This is a genomic window from Lentzea sp. NBC_00516 (genome assembly GCF_036346835.1).
Taxonomy (GTDB): Bacteria; Actinomycetota; Actinomycetes; order Mycobacteriales; family Pseudonocardiaceae; genus Lentzea; species Lentzea sokolovensis.
The window spans coordinates 6,088,975-6,110,534 of the sequence record NZ_CP107840.1; the positions used below are offsets into that span (position 1 = coordinate 6,088,975).

Sequence of the window (21,560 nt, forward strand, 5' to 3'; positions counted from 1 at the left end):
CGGCGGCAACTCCACCGCACATCACGCAGAGGCGGGCTGTGAGGCCCCGAGCCAGTCGATCAGCCCGCACACCGCGTCCTTGCAGCCACCGCACCCGGTCGTCGCACGAGTGGCCTCCGCGAGCTGCGGCAACGACTCCGCGCCCGCCCGCCAGGCCGACACGATCTGTCCTTTGGAGACGGTGTTGCACCGGCAGATCACCGCACTGGACGGCAGGTCGGCCGGCGACGCGGCCTCGGCGGGCAGTGCCCTGCCCAGCAACAACGCCAGGCGGTCGGTCGGCGCGGGAATGCCCCGGTCGTAGAGCTGGGTGATCGTGGCGGCCGCGTCCGGCGCGCCGAGCACGATCGCGCCCGCCACCCGGTCGTCGCGCAGCACGAGCTTCGCGTACCTGCCGCGCGAGGGTTCCTGGAAGCACAGGACTTCCGAGTCCGGGCAGTCCACATCGGTGTGCACGTCCCCCAGCGCCGCCAGGTCGACGTCCCGTGCCTTCAACCGCGTGACGACGGACGTTCCCCGGTAGCGGGCGGCCGGGTTCACGCCGGTCAACCGGTCCGCGAGCACGGCCGCCTGGTCCCACGCGGGCTGCACCAGCCCGGACACCGTGCCGGGATGCTGGGCGCAGTCCCCGATCGCGTGGATGCGCGGATCGCTGGTGCGCAACGCGTCGTCCACGACGATGCCGCGATCGACGGTCAGTCCCGCCTTCACCGCCAACGACGTCTCGGCGCGCACACCGGCGGACACCACGACGAGTTCGGCGGGAACGTGGGTGCCGTCGTCGAGGATCAGGCCGTCGCCGGGGAGGTACTTGGCGGCCATGGCGTTCAGCCTGAACTCGATGCCGAGCTTGCCGAGCGTGCGGGCGAGAACGCTGCCGGCACCGGGGTCGAGTTGACGTTCCATCAGGTGGCCGACGGGGTGCACGACGGTGACGAGGCAACCGCGTCCGGCCAGGCCACGGGCGGCCTCGATGCCGAGCAGGCCGCCGCCGAGCACCGCGACGGGAGCGCCCTTGTGGGCCTTGGCCTCGATCTCGGCGCAGTCGTCGAGGGTGCGGAAGGCGACGACGCCGGGAGCGAGCTTGCCGTCCTCCACCAGGCCTTCCGCGGGCGGCACCCAGGGAACGCTGCCGGTGGCGAGGACCAGTGAGTCGTAGGGAATTCCGTCGATCGTCCGGCCGGCACGATCGATCTCGTGGACCTGGGTCCCCAGCCGCAGGTCGATGTCGTGCTCGGCGGCCCACCTGTCGTCGTGCAGCCGCGTCGACTGCGGCGTCATCGAGCCCGCCACGACGGTCGACAGCAGCACTCGGTTGTACGCGGCGTGCGGCTCGGCGCCGATCACGGTGATGGAGATTTCGGGGTCCCGCCGGCGCAACTCGTCCGCCAGCCGCGCCCCTGCCATGCCGTACCCGACGATCACTACTCGCCTCATGCCGGCTCCAATCGCACAGCGCAGACCTTGAACTCGGGCATCCGGCTCGTGGGATCGAGCGCGGGGTTGGTGAGCAGGTTCGCCCGGCCGTCACCGGGAAAGTGGAACGGCAGGAACACCGCGTCGGCACGCATGCTCGGCACGCACCGGACGACCGCCGTCACCGTTCCCCGCCGGGACACGACGTGCGCGGACTCGCCGGAGGCAAGCCCCGCCCGTGATGCCGTGTCGGGGTGCACCTCCACGTACATCTCGGGAACGGCCGCGAGCAGCTCGCCGATCAACCGCGTCTGCGCACCCGACTGGTAGTGCTGCAACACCCGCCCGGTGGTGGCCTGCAACGGGAACTCCGCGTCCGGCGGCTCGGCGGGGCCGCGGTGGTCGACGGGGATGAACCGCGCCAGGCCGTCGGGATGCGCGAACTCGTCGAGGAAGAGCCTTGGCGTGCCGGGATGATCCACCGACGGCACCGGCCAGTGCAGCTGCTCGGACTCCAGCCGCTCGTAGGTGATGCCGGAGTAGTCCGACAAACCGCCGGCGGACGCCCGTCGCAGTTCCTCGAAGACCTCGACCGGCTCGACGGGGAACTTCGAGCCCACGCCGAGCCGCGAAGCCAGTCCGTGCAACAACTCCAGATCGCTGCGGACGCCCGCAGGAGGATCGAGTGCCTTGCGGCGCCTGATGATCCGGCCTTCGAGGTTGGTCATCGTGCCGTCTTCCTCGGCCCACTGCGTCACCGGGAACACGACGTCGGCCATCGCCGCGGTCTCCGACATCACGAAGTCCGCCACCACCAACAGGTCCAGCGCCTTGAAGCGGTCGACGACACCGGACGCGCGCGGCGCGGACACCACCGGGTTGCTGCCGAACACCAGCATCGCCTTGATGTCGTCCGCGACCAGCAGTTCGTACGCGCTGCGCCCAGGACCGGGCAGCCACGACACGTCCCAGACGTCCATGATGTGCTGCCGTGCAACGGGATCGTCGATCTTGCGGTAGCCGGGCAACTGGTCGGCCTTCTGCCCGTGCTCGCGCCCGCCCTGGCCGTTGCCCTGCCCGGTCAGGCAGCCGTACCCGGAGCCGGCCCGGCCGGGAAGTCCCAGTGCCAGCGCCAGGTTGATCCACGCCGAGACGTTGTCGGTGCCGGTCGCGTGCTGCTCGGTGCCGCGACCGGTCAGCACGTACGACCGCCCGGCCAGCATGTGCACGGCGGCGCGTTGATCAGCGGCGGACACGCCCGTCACGCGTTCGACGCGCTCGGGCCACCACCCCGCCGCCACCCTCCAGGCGTCGTCGAAACCCGAGGTCCTGGAGGTGATGTACTCCTTGTCGATCACGCCCTCGATGACCGCGGTGTGCAGCAACCCCAGTGCCAGCGCCAGATCCGTGCCCGGCGCGGGCTGCAGGTGCAACGTCGCGCGCTCCGCGGTCGGCGTGCGGCGCGGGTCGATGACGATCAGCCGCGCGCCCTCCAGGTGCCGCAGGAACGGCGGCATGGTCTCGGCCGGGTTCGAACCCGCCAGCAGCACCGTGTCGGCGCCGCGCAGGTCGGTCAGCGGGAACGGCAGGCCGCGGTCCAGCCCGAACGCCTTGTTGCCCGCGGCGGCGGCCGAGGACATGCAGAACCGGCCGTTGTAGTCGATCTGCGAGGTCTTCAACGCGACGCGCGCGAACTTGCCGAGCGCGTAGGCCTTCTCGTTCGTCAGCCCGCCGCCGCCGAACACGGCGACCTCGTCGGGTTCGCAACCGGCGATCCGCGCCGCGACGAAGTCCAGCGCCTCGTCCCAGGACACCGGCTGACCGTGCAGAAGAGGTGAGGTGAGCCGGCCGGGATGGCGCAGCAGTTCCCCCGCCGTCCAGCCCTTCTGGCACAGCCCACCGGGGCCAGGTGCCACCTGGCCGTCGATGACGCTCATGGAGCACTGCAGCGCGCAGTAGGGGCAATGGGTCACGCCGCTGACGCTAAGAAGCCCGCGTTAACCCGATGCTCCGCAATGTTTCGTCGGTGGAAAATGGCCCGCTCAGAGCAGGGTCGTCACCTGGTGAGCAGCTCGTTCCAAGCCCGCAAAGGACTGTGACGTTGACAACGGGTGCAGCGCGTGCACGGCCAGCCGGAACAGCATCGCGCGCACGAGCGCCTGCTCCCACTCGGCCTGATGGCTCCACCGGTGGAACAGGCCGGAGTCAGCGCCACCCCACGCGACGGCGTCCACGGCGATCACGGCGGCTGCCCACTCGGCGGGACGCCAGTAGGCGGTGAAGTCGATGACGGCAGGCGGCGCGTTGCCCGCGAACAGCACGTTGCCGAACAGGTCGCCGTGCACGACCTGCGGCTTGAGGTTGAGCGGCTTCTGCGCGTCCTTGAGCAGGTCGAACAGCCGGCCGCCGAGGTCGGCGTCGAGCGGCACGTCCTCCTCGCCCCACGCCTTGCGGTCGGCGACGGCGAACACGTCGGTGCGCGCGTCCAGGAAACGGGGTTTGGGCAGCTCGGCCGTGGCCTGGTGCAGGCGCTGGGCGACGGCGATGACCTCGTCGTGGCGCGCCTCCGCCCGGCCGGCGAGGAACTTGGTGGCGGACCAGCCGCCGACGACGTATCTGCCGTCCGTGGAACGCAGGGGTCTGCCGATGCGCAGGTGGTGGACGTCCAGGCCGTCGAGGGTCTTGGCGATCCAGGTGGCCTCGGCGGGCCTGGGCGCGGGCCTGATCGTGGCTTCGCCGCACCGCCAGGCGGGGCCGCCGTCGATGAGCTCTGGCTCGGCGTCACGTGCCCCGAACGCCGCACGCACGTGCGCTGGGGGCGGTTCGGGGGACCGGGTCACGGTCGGGCACGCTACCTGGCTAGACCGTCCGGGTGGTGGACCCTGACACGCCGTGATTCATGCCACCACCCGAACAGCCCAGAGTTGGAGCGCCTGCAAGTACTACCGGCTAGGCCGTTGGCAGTACTCGCAGTCGCCGTCACGCAATCAGTAGGTCGGCAGGCTGGGGTCGACCTCGCGGGCCCACGCCAGCACACCGCCACCGACGTGCACGGCGTCCTTGAAGCCCGCCTTGTGCAGCGCCGCGAGCGCCTCCGCCGAACGAGCACCGGACTTGCAGTGCAGCACCAGCGGCTTGTCCTGCGGCAGCTCGGAGAACGCCTCCCCGGACAGGATCCTGTCCTTCGGGATCAGCACCGAGCCCGGGATCTTCACGATCTCGTACTCGTGCGGCTCGCGCACGTCCACCAGCAGGAAGTCCTCGCCGGACTCCTGCTTGTGCTTGAGCTCGAGCGGCGTGATCGTGTTGCCCGCGGCCGCCTGCTGCGCGTCCGTGGACACGACACCGCAGAACGCCTCGTAGTCGATCAGCTCGGTGATCTTCGGCGACTCCGGGTCCTTGCGGATCTTGATGGTCCGGTAGGACATCTCCAGCGCGTCGTAGACCATCAGGCGGCCCAGCAGCGTGTCACCGATGCCCGTGAGCAGCTTGATCGCCTCGGTCACCATGATCGAGCCGATCGACGCGCACAGCACGCCCAGCACGCCGCCCTCGGCGCACGACGGGACCATGCCGGGGGGCGGCGGCTCCGGGTAGAGGTCGCGGTAGTTGAGGCCCTGGCCGTCCGGGGCGTCCTCCCAGAAGACGCTGACCTGGCCCTCGAACCGGAAGATCGAACCCCACACGTACGGCTTGCCCGACAGCACCGCGGCGTCGTTCACCAGGTACCTGGTGGCGAAGTTGTCGGTGCCGTCGAGGATCAGGTCGTAGTCGCGGAAGATCTCCAGCGCGTTCTCGGAGTTGAGATGCGTCTGGTGCAGGTTCACCTTGACGAACGGGTTGATCTCGGCCACCGAGTCGCGTGCGGACTCCGCCTTCGGGCGGCCGACGTCGGACTGGCCGTGAATCACCTGGCGTTGCAGGTTCGACTCGTCCACGACGTCGAAGTCGACGACGCCGAGCGTGCCGACCCCGGCCGCGGCCAGGTACAGCAGTGCCGGGCTACCAAGGCCGCCCGCGCCGACGACGAGCACCTTCGCGTTCTTCAGCCGCTTCTGCCCGTCCACCCCGACGTCCGGGATGATCAAGTGGCGGCTGTAGCGCGCGACTTCTTCCTTGGTCAGCTCCGCGGCTGGCTCAACGAGCGGCGGAAGCGCCATGCTGGTCCTCCTCGACGAATGTCTCCGTGTCCGAGACAACGTCTACCCTGCCTCGACTCTTCCCCGTTGGAAAGCTGTCTCAGCCTGCGGGAAACGCGTTCGGCGTGCACACCTTGCCGTCGGCGGGAACGACGTCCTGGCCCGCGTTGAGCTGAGACACGAAGTCGTTCGAGACGCCGAACGTCTGCTGCATCATCACGGGGGCGGGAGCACCGTTCTCCCCGCAGGCCGCGTGGCCGCTGCCCAGCGCGTGACCGACCTCGTGGTTGATCACGTAGGTGCGGTATCCCGCCAGGTCAGGGCCGTAGACCATGGCGCCGCGCACCCAGCGGGCGACGTTGATGATCACGCGCTTGGTGCCGGGGTTCCAGCAGGAGGTCTCGAACGGGATCTCCTTGCCGCACAGCGTGTGGGTCGTCTTCGTGGTGGTCAGCGCCACGAAGAAGTCCGGGTTCTGGTTCGCCTCGACCCGCTGCAGCGCGACCTGCTTGGTGCCGACCCAGCTGCGCGGGTCGGAGAGGATTCCGTCGATCGTGCGCGCGAACGCGGCCGGGTCGTCGTTGTAGTCGGCGGGCTTCACACCGTCCTCGACGGCGATCGCGTACTTGCGGAACTTGGGCGCGTTCGCCTCACCGACGCGCGGGCCGTTGCCGGCGATCACCTTGAACGTGCCGACGCCGTCCTGCGAGAAGTCCGGACCGGCCGGCAACTCGGCGGTCGGGATCTTCAGGTCGGGCTTCTTGGCCGGCAGCTCGGTGGCGGGCACCTCCGGCGTGCTGGCGGGCGTCTCGGCGGCGTTCGTGCCGGCGCCACCGATCGCGGGGGTCTTGGGCTGGACCGTGTCGAGCACCACCAGCGCGGTCAGCACGAGAAGCACCGGGATCGCGTAGATCCGCCACCCGTAGTTGGCGACGAGCTTCTTCACGCCGCGGCGCTTGCGGGGCCTTCGCAGAGCCTGCGTGGCCTCCGGTTCCCAGGCGGCCGCGAGCGGTTCCGCGCTGGTCCGGCGCTCGCCGCGGCGGTAGCGGTCAGCGGGCGGAGCAGTACGTCCTCGCTCGGGGGCGCGATTCACGTGGTCCAGGGTCCCACATCCCCCGTATGGCCGTCGTTCATCACCATGAGTGTCGATCGACCGCCTCCCACATGCCCAGCACAGCCCTCGCCACGGTGGCGGGCCGCTCCATCTGGGCGACATGGCCGGTCCTGGGAAGCACCAGCAGTCGCCCCTTGGGCAGCGACCGCGCCGTTCGTGGCCCCTTCCGCACGCTGACGAGCCGGTCGTTCTCGCCCCAGAGCACCAGCGTCGGCGCCTTGACCAACGGCAGCAGCCGCCACAGCGACCTCGGGCCGGGCGTGAGCCAGCTCTGCATCAGGCCGAACGTGCTGCGGTTGAGCGCCTGTCCCGCCCACTTCTGCCGGGCGCGCTCCTCGTTCTCCGCGATCGACTCCTCGATGCGGTGGTCGGGCACGACGCTCGGGTCGGCGAAGCACAGTTCGAGCATCTGCCTGGTGCGCTGGTGCGCGCTCAGCTTCGCGAGCTCGCGGCGCACCTTCGACCCGATGATCGGCAGGACGGCGAGCGCCATCCGCGGATCGGACATGCGGTCGAGACGCGGCCTGAGATCGGGCACGGCCGGCGAGACGAGCGTGAGCGTCCTCACGAGATCCGGCCTGCTCGCGGCGACCATGACGGAGATCGCGCCGCCCATGGAGTTGCCGAGCAGGTGCACCGGCTGTGAGAGCGTTTCCAGGTACTTGATCACCGTGCGGGCGTGCGTGGCGAGACTGAAGTCGTAGCCGGGAATCGGCTCCGACCGGCCGAACCCCGGCAGGTCGATCGAGTAGCCGCTGACGTGTTCCTTCAGCTGTGCCGCGAGATCTGTCCAGTTCGTCGCGGACCCGCCAAGTCCATGCACGTACACGGCCGGCGGACCGTCGCCAGGGGTGACCCTCACGTGCACCTCGTGGGCGTCGACCTGGTGAAACTCACCTGGCCACGGCGTCTGGGTCTTGTCCAGCGGCGGCAGCGCGACCGTGGACAACGGGGCGGGAATGATGGTGCTCACCAGACCAGGATGCGGGAAAGAACGCCCAGATGGTTCCCGGATGTGGGCTACCAGCGAGTAAGGTTGCTCTCAGCCTCGGTCTGGCAACCCCTCTCCGACGGCGCATCACTCGTGCTGGAGGCACCATGACGGAGACGGCGCAGAGCGCACCCGCAGGCAGGGGCGTTCGACTGCCGCGCACCGCCCGCCGCGCGCAACTGCTGGCAGCGGCGCAGGACGTGTTCGTCGCCAACGGCTACCACGCCGCGGCGATGGACGAGATCGCCGAGCGCGCGGGCGTGTCCAAGCCGGTGCTGTACCAACACTTCCCCGGCAAGCTGGAGCTCTACATGGCGCTCCTCGAGTCCCATGTGGACGAGCTGGTCGGCCGTGTCCGCACCGCCATCGGCTCCACCACGGACAACAAGCTCCGCGTGCGTGCCGCCGTCGCCGCCTTCTACGACTTCGTGGACGGCGAGGGCCAGGCGTTCCGCATGGTGTTCGAGTCGGACCTGCGTTCCGAACCGTCCGTGCAGTCGGCCGTCGAGCGCGCCACCACGGACTCCGTGGACGCCATCACCGACACCATCACCGCGGACGCCGGCCTGGACGCCGAACGCGCCCGCCTGCTGGCCGTCGGCCTGGTGGGCCTGTCCCAGGTCACCGCTCGCTCCTGGCTCGCGGACAACCGCCGCGTGCCCAAGGAAGACGCCGTCGCGCTGATCTCGAACCTGGCGTGGCGCGGCATCGGCGGCGGTTTCCCGCTCCAACACTGACAACGATGAAAGAGGGGCTCGCGAGTGCGAGCCCCTCTTTCTCACATCAGCGCGGCTATCCGTCTCGCCACGTCCTCGGACCGTTCCAGCGGCAACATGTGCCCGGTCTTCGGATAGATCACGAACTGCGCGCTCGGCAAAGCCTCGGCCAGCACCCGTGAGTGCCGCATGGGCGTCAACACGTCCCAGGACCCGGCCATCACGACAACGGGGATGTCCGCCAGCACGGCAAGCGCTTCCCGCCGCTGATGCCGGGTGAGTTCGCCCCGGATCCCGACGAACGCTTCCCCGGTGGTGTTGCCGGCCATCGCCGCCGCGGCCCGGACATCGGCCCAGGACGGACGCCGTCCGAACGTCACCCGCAGCCCAGGCGTGATCAACCGTCCGAACCCGACCTTGGGTCGCTTGACCAGCCACTTCCCCGCGAGCCTCTCCACACTGCTCTGCCCGGGAAGATCCCCGCACGACGTGGCGATCAACGCCACTCCCGAAACGCGTGCGAACAGCTCAGGCCGTTGCTCTGCCAGAGCCATGATCGTCATGCCGCCCAGTGAATGGCCGGCCAGCACGATCCGTCCGGTGGGCACGTGCTTCTCCAGCACGGCGGCCAGATCGTCGGCGAGCTCCGAAATCGTCCCGGTGCCCGTTCCGGCAGACCTCCCGTGACCGCGCACGTCGTACCGCACCACCCGGCCAGGCAGTGCGGCGGCGACGCGGTCCCAGGTGGTCAGATCCATCGTCCAGCCGTGCAGCAGGACCGCGGTCACGTCGGAGGGCGAAGTCCCCGACGTGACGACGTTCAGCCGATCAAGAACGAGCGACGCCATGAGCGCATCCCCGGCCTTCCCACGAGTCCGGCCTCGTCGAGGAACGTCATGATCCGCTCGCCGGACCAGCGGATGGTCTCCTGGAAACGCTCGTTGCCCAGCGCGACCCGGTGCGCCTCGCGGACGTCCAGCCCGACGGCGGCGTACGCGGCGGGGTTGATGATCGCGCGCGTGATCATCATCGACACGTACCCGACCAGCCACTTCTGGTACGGCAGCTCGTAGCCCTTGAGCTCCGACATGCCCCGCAGCAGCTCCTCGCGGGCGAACCGCACGTGCCGCGCCTCTTCCAGCACGTGGATCCGGTTCACCATCCGCACGAGCGGCTGGATGGTGTCGTCGGTCATCGCCTCGCGCTGCAACCGGTCGAGGATCTCCTCCGCGACCAGGATCGAGCCGTACATCGCGGGGCCGTAGCCGATGATCGGCAGCAGCTTGCCCATGCGGTGCGTGTGGCGCGTGGGCCCGTAGGCCGGGCAGCCGATCCGTTCGACCAGGCGCGCGAACATCGTCGAGTGACGGCACTCGTCGGCGACCTCGGTCAGCGCGTACTGGGCGTGCCGCGTGGTCGGGTCGGTGTTGTAGACCATCTTCACGAGCATCTGCATGAGCAGCAGCTCGAACCACAGGCCGACAGACGCGATCGACGCCAGCTCGTGCTTCGACAGCTCGATGCGCTGCTCCTGCGAGAGCGAGTCGTAGAGAGGCGTGCCGTAGAGCGAAATGCGCTTTTCAGGGATGTAGAAGAGACCGTCGACCAGAGGTGCGGACCAGTCGATGTCCACCTCGGGGTCGTAGAACTTCTCGGCGGACGACTTGAGGAGCCGTTCCGCTGTCTTCTCCCGATCGGCGACCCTCATCGGTTGCCCTCCCCGGTAGGTGTTACTTGAGGTAACGGTTACTTCTGGTAGCGTGCGTCACATGGCACGCACTGTCAAGGGGCCGGACGCGCGACGTGAGCGGTGGAAGGGTCATCGCGAGCAGCGCAGGGCGGAGTTCGTGGAGGCCACGATCGCCGCCGTGGCCAGGAAAGGTCCCGACGTCGGCATGGAGGACGTGGCCGCGGAGGCGGGCGTCAGCAAGCCCGTGCTGTACCGGCACTTCACCGACAAGTCCGACCTGTACCTGGCAGTGGGCCAGAAGGCCACCGAGCTGCTGATGGACCGGATGGGTCCCGCCCTCATCGCCGACGGCCCGATCCGCGGCCGCATCCTCGGGATCGTCGACGCCTACCTGTCGGTGATCGAGGAGAACCCGAACCTCTACCGGTTCGTCGTGAAGGGGTCCTTCGTGGACCGCCCGGTCGAGAAGGACGTCGTCGCCGAGGACAAGAACCTCATCGCGTCCACGCTGGCCAGGATCCTCGGCGACTACCTGCGTTCCTTCGAGATGGACTCCGGCGGCGCCGAGCCGTGGGCGCACGCGCTCGTCGGCATGGTGCAGAACGCGGGCGACTGGTGGCTCGACCGCCAGACCATGTCCCGCACGAACCTCAGCGAGTACCTCACCACGCTGATCTGGCACGCCATCGACGGGCTGCTGCGCTCGGCGGGCGTCCAGGCAGACCCGGCAAAGCCACTCACCCCGCTGCGATTGGTGGACTGATGAGCGAGCACGAGCACGACGAAGAGGGCTACACCGGCGCCGCCACCCTCGTCTTCGGTTCCGACGAGGTCGCGGTCGAGGTCGATCTGCGGGGGTACTTCCAGCCGATCGACGGCCGCTACCACTGGTACGGGCGGATCAAGAAGCACGACGACGTCACCAGCCGGGTCGAAGGGGGCGCGCGCACCGCGGTGCTGCGCACCCCCACCGGGCAGGCGGAGGGGACGCTCACCGACCCCGACCCGTGGGGCCGTTATCGGGTCGGTGGCATCTCCACTCCGCCTTACAAGATCGAAGAGCCGGCCTAGGCCCTTCGCCTGATCAACACACCCGCGAGCACCAGGACCAGGCCGAACGCCGCCAGTGGCAGGGCCGGGAAACCGGTCCACGCGATCGGCGGGTCCTGCCGCACCTTCACGGTCGCGGCACACCTCGGGTCGGAGCCGCCGGGCTTGCAGTTCGAGCCCGGCACGTCCGAGGTCACCACGTTCCGCAGCTCACCGGGACCGGACGCGGTGACCCAGTACGTCACCGTGGCCGAGGACCCGACCGCCAGCTCACCGGACCAGGTCAGCACCGGCGACGCGAACGTGCCCGCGTCGATGCCGCCCCACGTCGCGGCCTTCAGCACGTCGGCCAGCGAGTCGGTGAACGATCCGGTGACCGGCGTCTGGCCGGTGTTCCGGACTGTCACGGTGTAGGTGACGCGGTCGCCCGGTTTCGCGTCCGTCCGATCCGCCTTCTTCACGATCTCCAGGCCCGACACCGGGGTCTCGGTGCCGCACTCCTCGCCGGGGCAGTTGGACGGCGTGTCCGACGTGACCACGTTGCGCAGCTTGAAGTCCCCGGTCGGCGGGTCGTTGACGCGCACCCGGTACGTCACCGTCTTCGTGGCCCCGATCGCCAGCTCACCGGTCCACGTCAGCTTCGGCTTGGCGAACGCACCGGCGTTCGTGTCCACAAAGGACGCGTCGTCCAGCACGCCGCTCAGGTCGTCGACGAAGCTCGCCTTCGGCAACGTGGTCTGGCCGGTGTTCGTGACCGTCACGGCGTAGGCGACGAGGTCACCGGGCTTGGCGGAGGTCCGGTCGGCCTTCTTGAGGATCTCCAGCCTCGGCACCAGCACCTCGACCGCGCAGCCGTCGCGGCAGTTCGAGCCGGGGGTGTCGGACGTGACGACGTTCTTGAGCCGCAGGTCGCCCTTGCTCGTGACGGTCACCGAGTACCGCACCGTCTCGGACGCACCAACCGCCAGATCGCCCTTCCACGTCAGCTTCGGCGCCGCATAGGTCGCCAAGCCCGAGGTCGAGGCGGCGTCGCCGTTGTACGTGGCGTCGTCGAGCACCTCGGTCATGTCGTCGACGAACGCGGCGTCGCGCAGCATCGTGGCGCCGGTGTTCGTGACGACGACCGTGTAGGTGACCTTCTCGCCCGGCTTGGCCTCCGCCCGGTCCGCCTTCTTCACGATCTGGAAGCCGGCGATCGGGGTGTCCGTGGTGCAGCCTTCCGAACAGTCCGTGTCCGGGACGTCCGACGACACCACGTTCTTCAGCCGCTTGTCGCCGTCGCCGGTCACCTTCACCGAGTAGGTGATGGTCATCGACTTGCCTACCGCCAGATCACCGGTCCACGTCAGCTTCGGCGACGTGAACGTGCCCGCGCTCGTGCCGACCCAGGTCGCGTCGTCCAGCACACCGCTCAGATCGTCGGTGACCGTGATTCCACTGTGGACTGTCCGGCCGGTGTTGGTGATCGTCACCGTGTACTTGACCTCGTCACCGGGTTTCGCCGATTCGGGCTCGGACGTCTTCACCAGCTTGAGCCCGGCGACCGGCGTGACCGTCGTGCACTCGACGCACTTTCCGCCTGGCGTTTCGGTCGTCACGACGTTGTCGAGGCTGAAGTCGCCCTTCACCGGGTTGTTCACCTTGACCGAGTAGGTCACCGTCACCGTCGCGCCGACCGGCAGTTCACCGGTCCAGGTCAACTTCGGCGACGTGAACGTGCCCGCGCTCGTGCCGACCCAGGTCGCGTCGTCCAGCACCTTGCTCAGGTCGTCGACGAACGACGCCCCGGCGATGTCGGTCTGGCCGGTGTTCACGACCTTCACCGTGTACGTGACCGCGTCTCCCGGCTTGGCGCTCTGGACGTCGACGGACTTGCTGACCTCCATGCCCGGCAACGGAGTCGACGTCGAGCACTTCGGGTCCGTCGATCCCGGCGGGCAGTTGCCACCGGGGTCGTCCGAGGTGACGACGTTGTTCAGCCGGTGGTCGCCGGCCGCGGTCACCTTCACCGAGTACGTGATGACGGCCTGCGACCCGATCGGCAGAGCACCGCTCCAGCTCAGCTTCGGAGCTGCGTAGGTCACCTCGCCCACGGACGCCTGCGCGTCGCCGTTCCAGGTCGCGTCGTCCAGCACGCCCGTCAGGTCGTCGCCGAACGAGGCGTTCTGCGGCGTCTGGCCGGTGTTGCGGACCGTCACCGTGTACGTCACGACGTCGCCCGGCACCGGCTTGCCCGGCGCGGCCTTCTTCACGATCTCCAGGCCCGCGACCGGGGTGTCGGTCGTGCAGCCCTCCGAGCAGTCGGTGCCCGGAGTCTCCGACGACACCACGTTCTTGAGCCGCTTGTCCCCCGCACCCGTGACCTTCACCGAGTACGTGACCGTCACCGAGGCACCCACGGCCAGATCACCGGTCCACGTCAGCTTCGGTGCCGCGAACGACACCGAACCCGCCGACGCCGCCTGATCACCGTTCCACGTCGCGTCGTCCAGCACCCCGGTCAGGTCATCGGCGACCGAGATTCCACTGTGGACTGTCTGGCCGGCGTTGGTGATCGTCACCGCGTACTTGACGGTGTCACCGGGTTTCGTCGTGGCCGGCTCCGACTTCTTCACCAGCTTCAGCGCGGCGACCGGCGTGTCCGTCGTACAGCTCGGCACGCAGTTGTTGCCGGAAGTGTCGGACGTGACGACGTTCTTGAGCCGCTTGTCGCCCGCCCCGGTCACCTTGACCGTGTACGTGACGGTCGCCGTCTCGCCGACGCCGAGCTGCCCGGACCACGAGAGCTTCGGCGCCGCATAGGTCGCCGTGCCTGTAGAGGCGTTCACGGACTCCCAGGTCGCGTCGTCCAGCACACCGGTGAGGTCGTCGGCGAACGACGCGTCGAGCACGGTCTTACCGGTGTTCCGCACGGTCACCATGTACTTGACGGTGTCGCCAGGCTTGGTCGACGCGGGCTCGGCGACCTTCTTGATCTCCACGCCGGACACCGGTGTGTCGGTCGTGCAGCTCGGCACGCAGTTGTTGCCGGAGGTGTCCGACGTGACGACGTTCGTCAGCTGGTGATCACCCTTGCCGGTCACGACGACCGTGTACTTCACGACCGCGGAACCGCCCACAGGCAGCACACCCGCCCACGTCAGCACGGGCGAAGTGAACGTCCCCGCGTTCGTGCCGCCCCAGGTCGCGTCGTCGAGGACCTTGGTCAGATCGTCGCGGAACGACGCGTTCAGCTCGGTCTGGCCGGTGTTCCGCACGGTCACGGTGTAGGTGACGGTGTCGCCGGGGTTCGCGGACCTCCGGTCGACCTCCTTCACGATCTCCATGCCGGGCAACGGGGTCGTGGTCGAGCACTTCGGATCCGTCGATCCTGGCGGGCAGTTGCCGGGAACCTCGCTGCTGACCACGTTCGCCAGCCTGTGGTCACCCTTGATCGGGTCGTTGACCTTGACCACGTACGTCAGCGTCGCCGAAGCGCCAACCGCGAGGTCACCGGTCCACGTCAGCGTCGGCGCGGCGAACTCCGCCTTGCCCGTGGAGGCCTGCACGGACACCCACGTGGCGTCGTCGAGCACGCCGGACAGGTCGTCCGTCACCTTCTCGCCGGCCAACGGCACCTGACCGGTGTTGGTGATCGTCAGGGTGTAGGTCACCGAGTCGCCGGGGTTCGCGGACTGCTTGTCGGCCTTCTTCTCGATCGTCAGCTCACGGCCGGGCGTCTCGGTGCTGCACGACGGATCCGTGGAGCCCGGCGGGCAGTTGTTGCCGGGCGTGTCCGAGGTGACCTTGTTGTTGAGCTTCTTGTCGCCGGGGTTCGGGTTCTTCACCGTCACCGTGTAGGTGATCGTGGCGGTGCCGCCGATCGGCAGGTCGCCCTTCCACTCCAGCCTCGGCCACACCAGCGTGACCGCGCCGGTCGTGGCCTGCGCGTCGTCGTTGTAGACGGCGTCGTCCAGCACCTTGGTCAGGTCGTCGGTGAACGACGCTCCTGTGTGGACGGTCTGACCGGTGTTGGTGACCTTGATCTGGTAGGTCACGGTGTCACCGGGCACGACCTGGTCGCGGTCGTCGGACTTCTCGATCCGCAGACCGGCGATCGGCGTGCTGGTCGAGCACTTCTCGCCACCGGGGCAGTTGGCGCCCGGAGTGGTCGACGTGATCACGTTGTCCAGCTTGAAGTCCGCCGGATCCCCGACCTTGACCGTGTACGTGACGGTGGCCGTGCCGTCGACCGCGAGGTTGCCCGTCCAGGTCAGCTTCGGGGCCGCGAAGGACGCCGAACCCGTGGAGGCCTCGGCGGAAACCCACTCGGCGTCGTCCAGCACCTTGGTCAGGTCGTCGGTGAAAGTGGCACCCTGCAACGGAGTCTTGCCGGTGTTCCGCACGGTCACCGCGTACTTGACGGTGTCGCCGGGCTTGGCCGACTGCCGGTCCACCGACTTCTCGAACTGGACTCCCGAGATGGGCGTCGTGGTCGTGCAGTTCGGCACGCAGTTGTTGCCCGGCGTCTCCGAGGTGACGACGTTCGTGAGCTGCTTGTCGCCCTTGCCGTTCGCGACCACGGTGTATGTGACCGTCGCCGACTCACCGGGTGCCAGCGGACCGTTCCAGGTCAGCTTCGGAGCCGTGAAGGACGGCGTGCCCGAGGAAGCGCTGACCGAGCCCCACGCGGCGTCGTCGAGGACCTGCGTCAGGTCGTCGACGAACGAGGCGTTGAGCTGGGTCTTGCCGGTGTTCCGCACGGTGACCGTGTACTTCACGGTGTCGCCGGGGTTCGCCGACTGCCGGTCGACCTCCTTCTTGATCTCCACCCCGGAGACCGGCGTCGACGTGCGGCAGTCCGGATCGGTGGAGTCCGGCGGGCAGTTGTTGCCGGGTGTGGTCGAGGTGATCACGTTGTCCAGCAGGTGATCGCCCTTGCCGGTGACCTTCACCGTGTACGTGATCGTCGCCGAACCACCGACCGCGAGAGTGCCGCTCCAGTTCAGCTTCGGTGCCGCGAACGTGGCCGTGCCGGCAGAAGCGTTGACGGAGCCCCACTCGGCGTCGTCCAGCACCTTCGACAGGTCGTCGGAGAACGTGGCGTTCAGCGAGGTCTTGCCGGTGTTGGTGACCTTGACCGTGTAGGTGACGGTGTCGCCGGGGTTCGCGGACTGCCTGTCCACCGCCTTCTCGATCTTCAGCCCGGCGACCGGAGTGGTCGTGCCGCACTTCGGATCGGCCGACCCCGGCGGGCAGTTGCCACCCGGCGTGCTGGACGTGATCGCGTTGTCCAGCTGGAAGTCGCCCTTGACGGGGTTCCTGACCTTCAGGGAGTACGTGACGGTCGCGGATCCGCCGATGGGCAGGTTGCCGGTCCAGGTCAGCTTGGGCGGGACGAACTCCGCCACGCCCGAGGACGCCGTCGCGGACACCCACTCCGCGTCGTCGAGCACCTTCGCCAGATCATCGGTGAAAGTGGCTCCCTGCAACGGAGTCTTGCCCGTGTTCGTGACGGTGACGGTGTACGTCACGGTCTCACCGGGGTTCACCGACTGCTTGTCGGCCTGCTTCTCGAACCGGACGCCGGACACCGGGGTGTCGGTCGTGCAGCTCGGCACGCAGTTGTTGCCGGGCGTCTCCGAGGTGACCACGTTCGTCAGCTGCTTGTCGCCGTTGCCGGTGACGACGACCGTGTAGGTGACGGTCGCCGACGCGCCGACGGCCAGCGCACCCGTCCAGGTCAGGTTGGGCGAGGCGAACGTGGCCGTGCCGGAGGAAGCCGTCGCACTGCCCCAGGTCGCGTCGTCGAGCACCTTCGTCAGGTCGTCGGCGAACATCGCGTTCAACGGCGTCTTGCCGGTGTTGGTGACCTTGACCGTGTACTTCACCGTGTCACCGGGGTCGGCCGACTGCCGGTCGACCGACTTCTCGATCTTCACGCCCGGCGTGTTCACCGTGGTCGAGCAGTCCGGATCGGTCGAGCCCGCAGGACAGTTGCCCGCGCTGCTGACCACGGCGTTGCGCAGCTGGTGGTCGCCGGTGATCGGGTTCTTGACCGTGACGGAGTAGGTCAGCGTGACCGTCTTGCCCTTGGCGACGTCACCGGTCCACGTGAGTTTCGGTGCGGCGTAGGAGATCGAGCCCGAGGTCGCGGCCTGGTCGTTGTTGAACGTCGCGTCGTCCAACACCTGCGTCAGGTCGTCGGACACGGTCAGGCCGGTGACGTCCGTGGCGCCGGAGTTGGTGATGGTGACCGTGTACGGCACCTGGTCGCCGGGGTTCGCGGTGGTCTTGGGAGTGGACTTCTTGATGTCCAGGCACTCGACCGGCAACCGGTAGTCCTCGACCTCACCGCTGTCCGCGAGGCCCGTCGCGTTCGCCGCCTGGTCGGTGTTGTAGCTCGCCCGGAAACGCGCGTAGGTGTTGCCGCACTTGACGTTCTGCGGAATCTTCCAGGTGATCGTCGCGGATCGCGCACCCGCCGCGAAGGTAGCGCACGCGCGTTCGTTGTTGTCGAACGAGCCGTTGCCGTTGAAGTCGATCCACGCGCACACCCGGCCTGCCTGCGAGGCTCCGGACAACGTCACGGGCACCGAGTAGTCGTCACCGGCGTTCGACCTGGCCAGCCGCGGGAACGCCGCCACGCCGTCGTCGAGGTCGTCACCGGCCGGCAGGTTGTTGTCCGCGCCCGCCGCCACCGCCTTGGGGCTCGGCGTGGTCGAACCGAGGTTGATCGTCGTGGGGTTGTCGACCGACACGCCCGAGCCCAGAGCCAGATCACCGACGACGTGGCTGGCCGCCGCACCGATGTCGTAGCTCGCGGGCGCGTCACCGAAGTCCTCGTCCACCGAGACGCCCGCGACGTAGAAGTCGTCAGTCGCGTTGCTGCTGTTGGTGAGCATGTCGACCTGGAAGCTCACGGAACTGACCGTGCCATTCATGCGGACACTGCCGCACGACGCGGGAGCCGACCTCGCGCCGCTGGAGTTGCACAGCACGTTGAGGTTGCGGTTCGGCGCCTCGACTCGGGTGCCGTTCTGCCCGATCGTCATGTTCGTCGCGCCGGCCAGCGGCCCGTCCAGCGTCACTCCCGGCGTGGTCAGGGTGTGTGCGACGTGCGTGCTGCCGGTGTTGCCGATGGTCGCGCCGCTGCCCGCGATGTGCAGCACCGGGTCGTGCACTGGCCGGTTGAACGAGAACGTCAGCGTGCCCCGGTTGAAGCAGTCCACGAACGCGGCACACCCCGCGGCGGCCGCGGTGAGACCGATCAACGCGGTGTCGGCGGGGATCTGCGGCCGGAAGTTGCCGGGCACCGCCCCTCGGTCGCCGGGAGGCGAGTTCAGCGTGGTCAGCCGCAGATTCGCCCCCGACACCGACGCCGTGACGACCGCACCGGACGTCAGCGTCGAACGCGCCGACGCGTTCACCGCCGGCAACGCGGAACTCGTGGACCACGACCCGGCCGCGTGCGTCTGATAGGCCTGCGCGGGCAGGGTGAAGGTCGTTGCCGAGACCACGAGCAACAGGGCCAGCAGGGCGGCGCGCATAGCACTCCTCAGCAGCGTGACGACTCCGTCACGCTAGGTGCGCGCACATGCTCCTACCAGCGAAGTCACCGCTTCAGGCGACCTCGACGCCCAGCCGGACTGCGGGTTCGGCAGCGGTGATCGATACTGCGCCGTTCCTGAACGGGAGAGGCCCCGGTCGCGAACGACCGGGGCCTCTCTCACGTTCTGCCGTCTCAGGCGCCGAACCCGACCTTGCGCGAGTCCTGCGGGCCGATCTCCACGTACGCGACGCGGCCAGCGGGCACGACGAACCGCGCACCCTTGACGTCCACCAGCGACAGCACGCTGGACTTGCCGGACACCGCGTCCGCCACCAGAGCCTCGACCTCGGACGGGTTGAGTTCACTGGTCACGACGAGTTCGCGCCCGCTGTCCGCGACGCCGATCCTGACCTCCACGCTGACCTCCGTGCTCAAGAGAAAAATCTAGTCGCGAGCCTACCTAGCCCAGACCCAGCTGCGTCATGCGCCGCGCGTGCGACTGCTGAAGCCTGCGGAACAGCTGACCGATCCCCGCGAGGTCGCCAGAGCCCCGGATGATCAGCTCGGAGAGGCCGTCCCGCTCCGCCACCACGTACTGGGCCTGCGTCAACGCTTCACCGAGCAGTCGCCGGCCCCACAGCGCGAGCCGGTCGCGGACCCGCGGATCGGTCTCGACGGCGGCCAGGACTTCGCGTTCAGCGAACGCCGAGTGACCCGTGTCGGCGAGCACGTGGAGCACGAGCTCCTTCGTCGGCGCGTCCAGCCACTCCGCGATCTCGCGGTAGAAGTCCGCCGCCAGCCCGTCCCCGACGTACGCCTTCACCAGCGACTCCAGCCACGACTTGGGGCTCGTCGACTCGTGGAACGCGTCGAAACCCTTCACGAACGGCGTCATCGCGTCCTCGACGGTGATGCCCTCGGTGGCCAGGTGCTTCTGCAGCAGCGTGAAATGCCCGATCTCGGCTGCGGCCATCTGCGCGAGCGCCGCGCGTCCCGCCAATGTCGGCGCCGTGCGCGAGTCCTCCGTCATCCGGTCGAAAGCCGAGAGCTCGCCATATGCAAGCGCTCCCAGAAGATCGACAACACCCTCCGCAACACCCATGAGAAGCAAGCCTAGTGGTCAAATAGGTCTTGGCAGGTAGAATGGCCTTGGACGCCCGGCGTGACGAGTGTGACGACCACGCTGCGCGGCGTTGAAATGGTGCGCGTACACCTTTCCCGCAGCTGCTCATCTAGCGCGGTCGAGAGGCCCGGCCAGGGCTCGTACGCGCTTGGTACGAGAGAGGCTGATCACCCTGACCGCTGAAGTAGAAGCACATCTGGACCCGGTGGCACTCGAACACAGCGAGGCCGGAGTTCCCGAAGAAGACACGTCGCACCCGTTGCTGGCAGACGCCCCGGTGCAGTCCGAATCCCCCACGTTCGCCGAGCTCGGCGTGCGTCACGAGATCGTCAAGGCGCTCGGCGAAGCCGGCATCGAACGCACCTTCGCCATCCAGGAACTGACGCTCCCCATCGCTCTCGCCGGTGACGACCTCATCGGCCAGGCCCGCACCGGCATGGGCAAGACCCTCGGGTTCGGCGTGCCGCTGCTGCACCGCGTCGACCTGCCCGGCGACGGCACTCCGCAGGCCCTTGTGGTCGTGCCCACCCGTGAGCTGTGTCTCCAGGTCTCGCACGACCTCACCGACGCGTCGCGCCACCTCGGCGTGAGGGTCGCCGCGATCTACGGCGGCATCCCCTACGAGCGGCAGATCGCGCAGCTCCGCAAGGGCGCCGACGTCATCATCGGCACGCCCGGCCGCCTGCTCGACCTGGCCGAACAGCGCCACCTGGTGCTCGGCAAGGTCCGCATGCTGGTGCTGGACGAGGCCGACGAGATGCTCGACCTGGGCTTCCTGCCCGACATCGAGCGCATCCTGAACATGGTTCCCGACGAGCGGCAGACCATGCTGTTCTCGGCGACCATGCCGGGCCCGATCATCACGCTGGCGCGCACGTTCCTGAACCAGCCGACGCACATCCGTGCCGAGGAGAACGACGCCGGCCAGACGCACGAGAACACCTCGCAGTTCGTCTACCGGGCGCACTCGATGGACAAGCCGGAGATGCTGGCCCGCGCACTGCAGGCCCGCGACCGAGGCCTGACGATGGTCTTCGCGCGCACCAAGCGGACCGCGCAGAAGGTCGCCGACGACCTGACCGAACGCGGGTTCGCCGCGGCCGCCGTGCACGGCGACCTGGGCCAGGGCGCGCGCGAGAAGGCGCTGCGGGCGTTCCGCGCCGGCAAGGTGGACGTGCTGGTCGCCACCGACGTCGCCGCGCGCGGCATCGACATCGACGACGTGACGCACGTCATCAACTACCAGTGCCCCGAGGACGAGAAGACCTACGTCCACCGCATCGGCCGCACGGGCCGTGCCGGGCGCAACGGTGTCGCGGTCACGTTCGTCGACTGGGACGAGACGCACCGCTGGGCCTCGGTCAACGACCTGCTCGGCCTCGGCCAGCCGCTGCCTGTGGAGACGTACTCCACGTCCGACCACCTGTACGCCGACCTGGGCATTCCGTCCGGTTCCACGGGCCGGTTGCCGCTGAGCCACCGCACCCGCGCGGGCCTCGACGCCGAGGAGGAGGAGAAGCTCGACACCGGCAAGCGCAAGCGCCGCAGCAGTCGTCGTCCCGGCTCCACTCCCGCGGGCGCCGAGCAGGCTCCGGAGGCGAACACCGAGGAGACCAGGCCGAAGCGGTCCCGCTCGCGCACGCGCAGCCGCGCGGGCGTGACGACGGAGGGCGAGCAGACGCCGGCCTCCGAGGGCGGCGAGAGCTCCGCGAAGGCCGCCTCGGACAAGCCGCGCAGGCGTCGGCGTCGCCGAAGCTCTGCCGAACAGGCCGCACCTTCGGCAGACTGAT

The 21,560-nt window shown here is 68.8% G+C and carries 15 protein-coding genes; 4 read left to right on the forward strand and 11 right to left on the reverse strand.

Going from position 1 to position 21,560, the window contains the following annotated elements; all coding sequences use genetic code 11:
* Positions 1-21: 21 nt before the first annotated feature.
* The 6 genes from OG205_RS27285 to OG205_RS27310 form a co-directional block, all read right to left on the reverse strand.
* Complete coding sequence (locus tag OG205_RS27285; RefSeq protein WP_330270891.1) at positions 22-1,437, reverse strand: FAD-dependent oxidoreductase; 1,416 nt, start codon at positions 1,435-1,437, stop codon at positions 22-24.
* Complete coding sequence (locus tag OG205_RS27290) at positions 1,434-3,353, reverse strand: molybdopterin oxidoreductase family protein (RefSeq protein ID WP_330278236.1); 1,920 nt, start codon at positions 3,351-3,353, stop codon at positions 1,434-1,436. The genes OG205_RS27285 and OG205_RS27290 overlap by 4 nt, the downstream gene beginning before the upstream one ends.
* Positions 3,354-3,458: 105 nt before the next feature.
* Positions 3,459-4,256: a TIGR02569 family protein gene (locus OG205_RS27295; RefSeq protein ID WP_330270892.1), complete on the reverse strand. Its 798-nt coding sequence runs from the start codon at positions 4,254-4,256 to the stop codon at positions 3,459-3,461.
* Positions 4,257-4,403: 147 nt separating this feature from the next.
* Entirely contained in the window at positions 4,404-5,576 is a 1,173-nt protein-coding gene (gene moeZ / locus OG205_RS27300) for an adenylyltransferase/sulfurtransferase MoeZ (protein WP_330270893.1), read from the reverse strand.
* A 79-nt stretch (positions 5,577-5,655) separates the two neighbouring features.
* Positions 5,656-6,648, reverse strand: coding sequence for a DUF3152 domain-containing protein (locus OG205_RS27305; protein WP_330270894.1), 993 nt, complete (start codon positions 6,646-6,648; stop codon positions 5,656-5,658).
* A 40-nt stretch (positions 6,649-6,688) separates the two neighbouring features.
* Complete coding sequence (locus tag OG205_RS27310; protein ID WP_330270895.1) at positions 6,689-7,642, reverse strand: alpha/beta fold hydrolase; 954 nt, start codon at positions 7,640-7,642, stop codon at positions 6,689-6,691.
* 125 nt (positions 7,643-7,767) lie between these two features.
* Here OG205_RS27310 and OG205_RS27315 point away from each other — a divergent pair, with 125 nt between their 5' ends.
* The gene (locus OG205_RS27315) at positions 7,768-8,397 is read left to right on the forward strand and encodes a TetR/AcrR family transcriptional regulator (RefSeq protein WP_330270896.1); all 630 of its coding nucleotides are present in this window, start codon (positions 7,768-7,770) and stop codon (positions 8,395-8,397) included.
* Positions 8,398-8,438: 41 nt separating this feature from the next.
* On the opposite strand, the gene OG205_RS27320 is transcribed toward OG205_RS27315, so the two are convergent.
* Together OG205_RS27320 and OG205_RS27325 are read right to left on the reverse strand one after the other, a co-directional pair.
* Positions 8,439-9,224: an alpha/beta fold hydrolase gene (locus OG205_RS27320; protein WP_330270897.1), complete on the reverse strand. Its 786-nt coding sequence runs from the start codon at positions 9,222-9,224 to the stop codon at positions 8,439-8,441.
* A complete protein-coding gene (locus OG205_RS27325; RefSeq protein ID WP_330270898.1) occupies positions 9,197-10,084 on the reverse strand; it encodes an AurF N-oxygenase family protein in 888 nt (295 codons plus the stop codon). The genes OG205_RS27320 and OG205_RS27325 overlap by 28 nt, the downstream gene beginning before the upstream one ends.
* Positions 10,085-10,145: 61 nt before the next feature.
* On the opposite strand from OG205_RS27325, the gene OG205_RS27330 reads away from it, so the two are divergent.
* On the forward strand, positions 10,146-10,829 hold the full coding sequence (locus OG205_RS27330) for a TetR/AcrR family transcriptional regulator (RefSeq protein WP_319980160.1): 684 nt from the start codon (positions 10,146-10,148) through the stop codon (positions 10,827-10,829).
* Positions 10,829-11,137, forward strand: a complete 309-nt coding sequence (locus OG205_RS27335; protein WP_330270899.1) for a DUF4873 domain-containing protein — start codon at positions 10,829-10,831, stop codon at positions 11,135-11,137. Before OG205_RS27330 ends, OG205_RS27335 begins: the two co-directional genes overlap by 1 nt.
* Here the strand turns inward: OG205_RS27335 and OG205_RS27340 are convergent.
* From OG205_RS27340 to OG205_RS27350, 3 genes are all read right to left on the reverse strand, one after another.
* Positions 11,134-18,645, reverse strand: coding sequence for a DUF7927 domain-containing protein (locus tag OG205_RS27340; protein ID WP_330270900.1), 7,512 nt, complete (start codon positions 18,643-18,645; stop codon positions 11,134-11,136). The genes OG205_RS27335 and OG205_RS27340 overlap by 4 nt on opposite strands.
* 194 nt (positions 18,646-18,839) lie before the next feature.
* The gene (locus OG205_RS27345) at positions 18,840-19,064 is read right to left on the reverse strand and encodes a DUF3107 domain-containing protein (protein ID WP_093602316.1); all 225 of its coding nucleotides are present in this window, start codon (positions 19,062-19,064) and stop codon (positions 18,840-18,842) included.
* A 43-nt stretch (positions 19,065-19,107) separates the two neighbouring features.
* Positions 19,108-19,749, reverse strand: coding sequence for a ferritin-like fold-containing protein (locus OG205_RS27350; RefSeq protein ID WP_330270901.1), 642 nt, complete (start codon positions 19,747-19,749; stop codon positions 19,108-19,110).
* Between the two features lie 226 nt (positions 19,750-19,975).
* On the opposite strand from OG205_RS27350, the gene OG205_RS27355 reads away from it, so the two are divergent.
* A complete protein-coding gene (locus OG205_RS27355; protein ID WP_330270902.1) occupies positions 19,976-21,559 on the forward strand; it encodes a DEAD/DEAH box helicase in 1,584 nt (527 codons plus the stop codon).
* The last annotated feature ends 1 nt before the right edge of the window (position 21,560 follow it).

What these genes read in the sequence shown, in the direction of transcription:
- OG205_RS27285 (WP_330270891.1), bottom strand. Translation starts at nt 1,437, where the DNA reads ATGAGGCGAGTAGTGATCGTCGGGTACGGCATGGCAGGGGCGCGGCTG.
- OG205_RS27290 (WP_330278236.1), bottom strand. Translation starts at nt 3,353, where the DNA reads ATGAGCGTCATCGACGGCCAGGTGGCACCTGGCCCCGGTGGGCTGTGC.
- moeZ (WP_330270893.1), bottom strand. Translation starts at nt 5,576, where the DNA reads ATGGCGCTTCCGCCGCTCGTTGAGCCAGCCGCGGAGCTGACCAAGGAA.
- OG205_RS27315 (WP_330270896.1), top strand. Translation starts at nt 7,768, where the DNA reads ATGACGGAGACGGCGCAGAGCGCACCCGCAGGCAGGGGCGTTCGACTG.
- OG205_RS27320 (WP_330270897.1), bottom strand. Translation starts at nt 9,224, where the DNA reads ATGGCGTCGCTCGTTCTTGATCGGCTGAACGTCGTCACGTCGGGGACT.
- OG205_RS27325 (WP_330270898.1), bottom strand. Translation starts at nt 10,084, where the DNA reads ATGAGGGTCGCCGATCGGGAGAAGACAGCGGAACGGCTCCTCAAGTCG.
- OG205_RS27330 (WP_319980160.1), top strand. Translation starts at nt 10,146, where the DNA reads ATGGCACGCACTGTCAAGGGGCCGGACGCGCGACGTGAGCGGTGGAAG.
- OG205_RS27335 (WP_330270899.1), top strand. Translation starts at nt 10,829, where the DNA reads ATGAGCGAGCACGAGCACGACGAAGAGGGCTACACCGGCGCCGCCACC.
- OG205_RS27340 (WP_330270900.1), bottom strand. Translation starts at nt 18,645, where the DNA reads ATGCGCGCCGCCCTGCTGGCCCTGTTGCTCGTGGTCTCGGCAACGACC.
- OG205_RS27350 (WP_330270901.1), bottom strand. Translation starts at nt 19,749, where the DNA reads ATGGGTGTTGCGGAGGGTGTTGTCGATCTTCTGGGAGCGCTTGCATAT.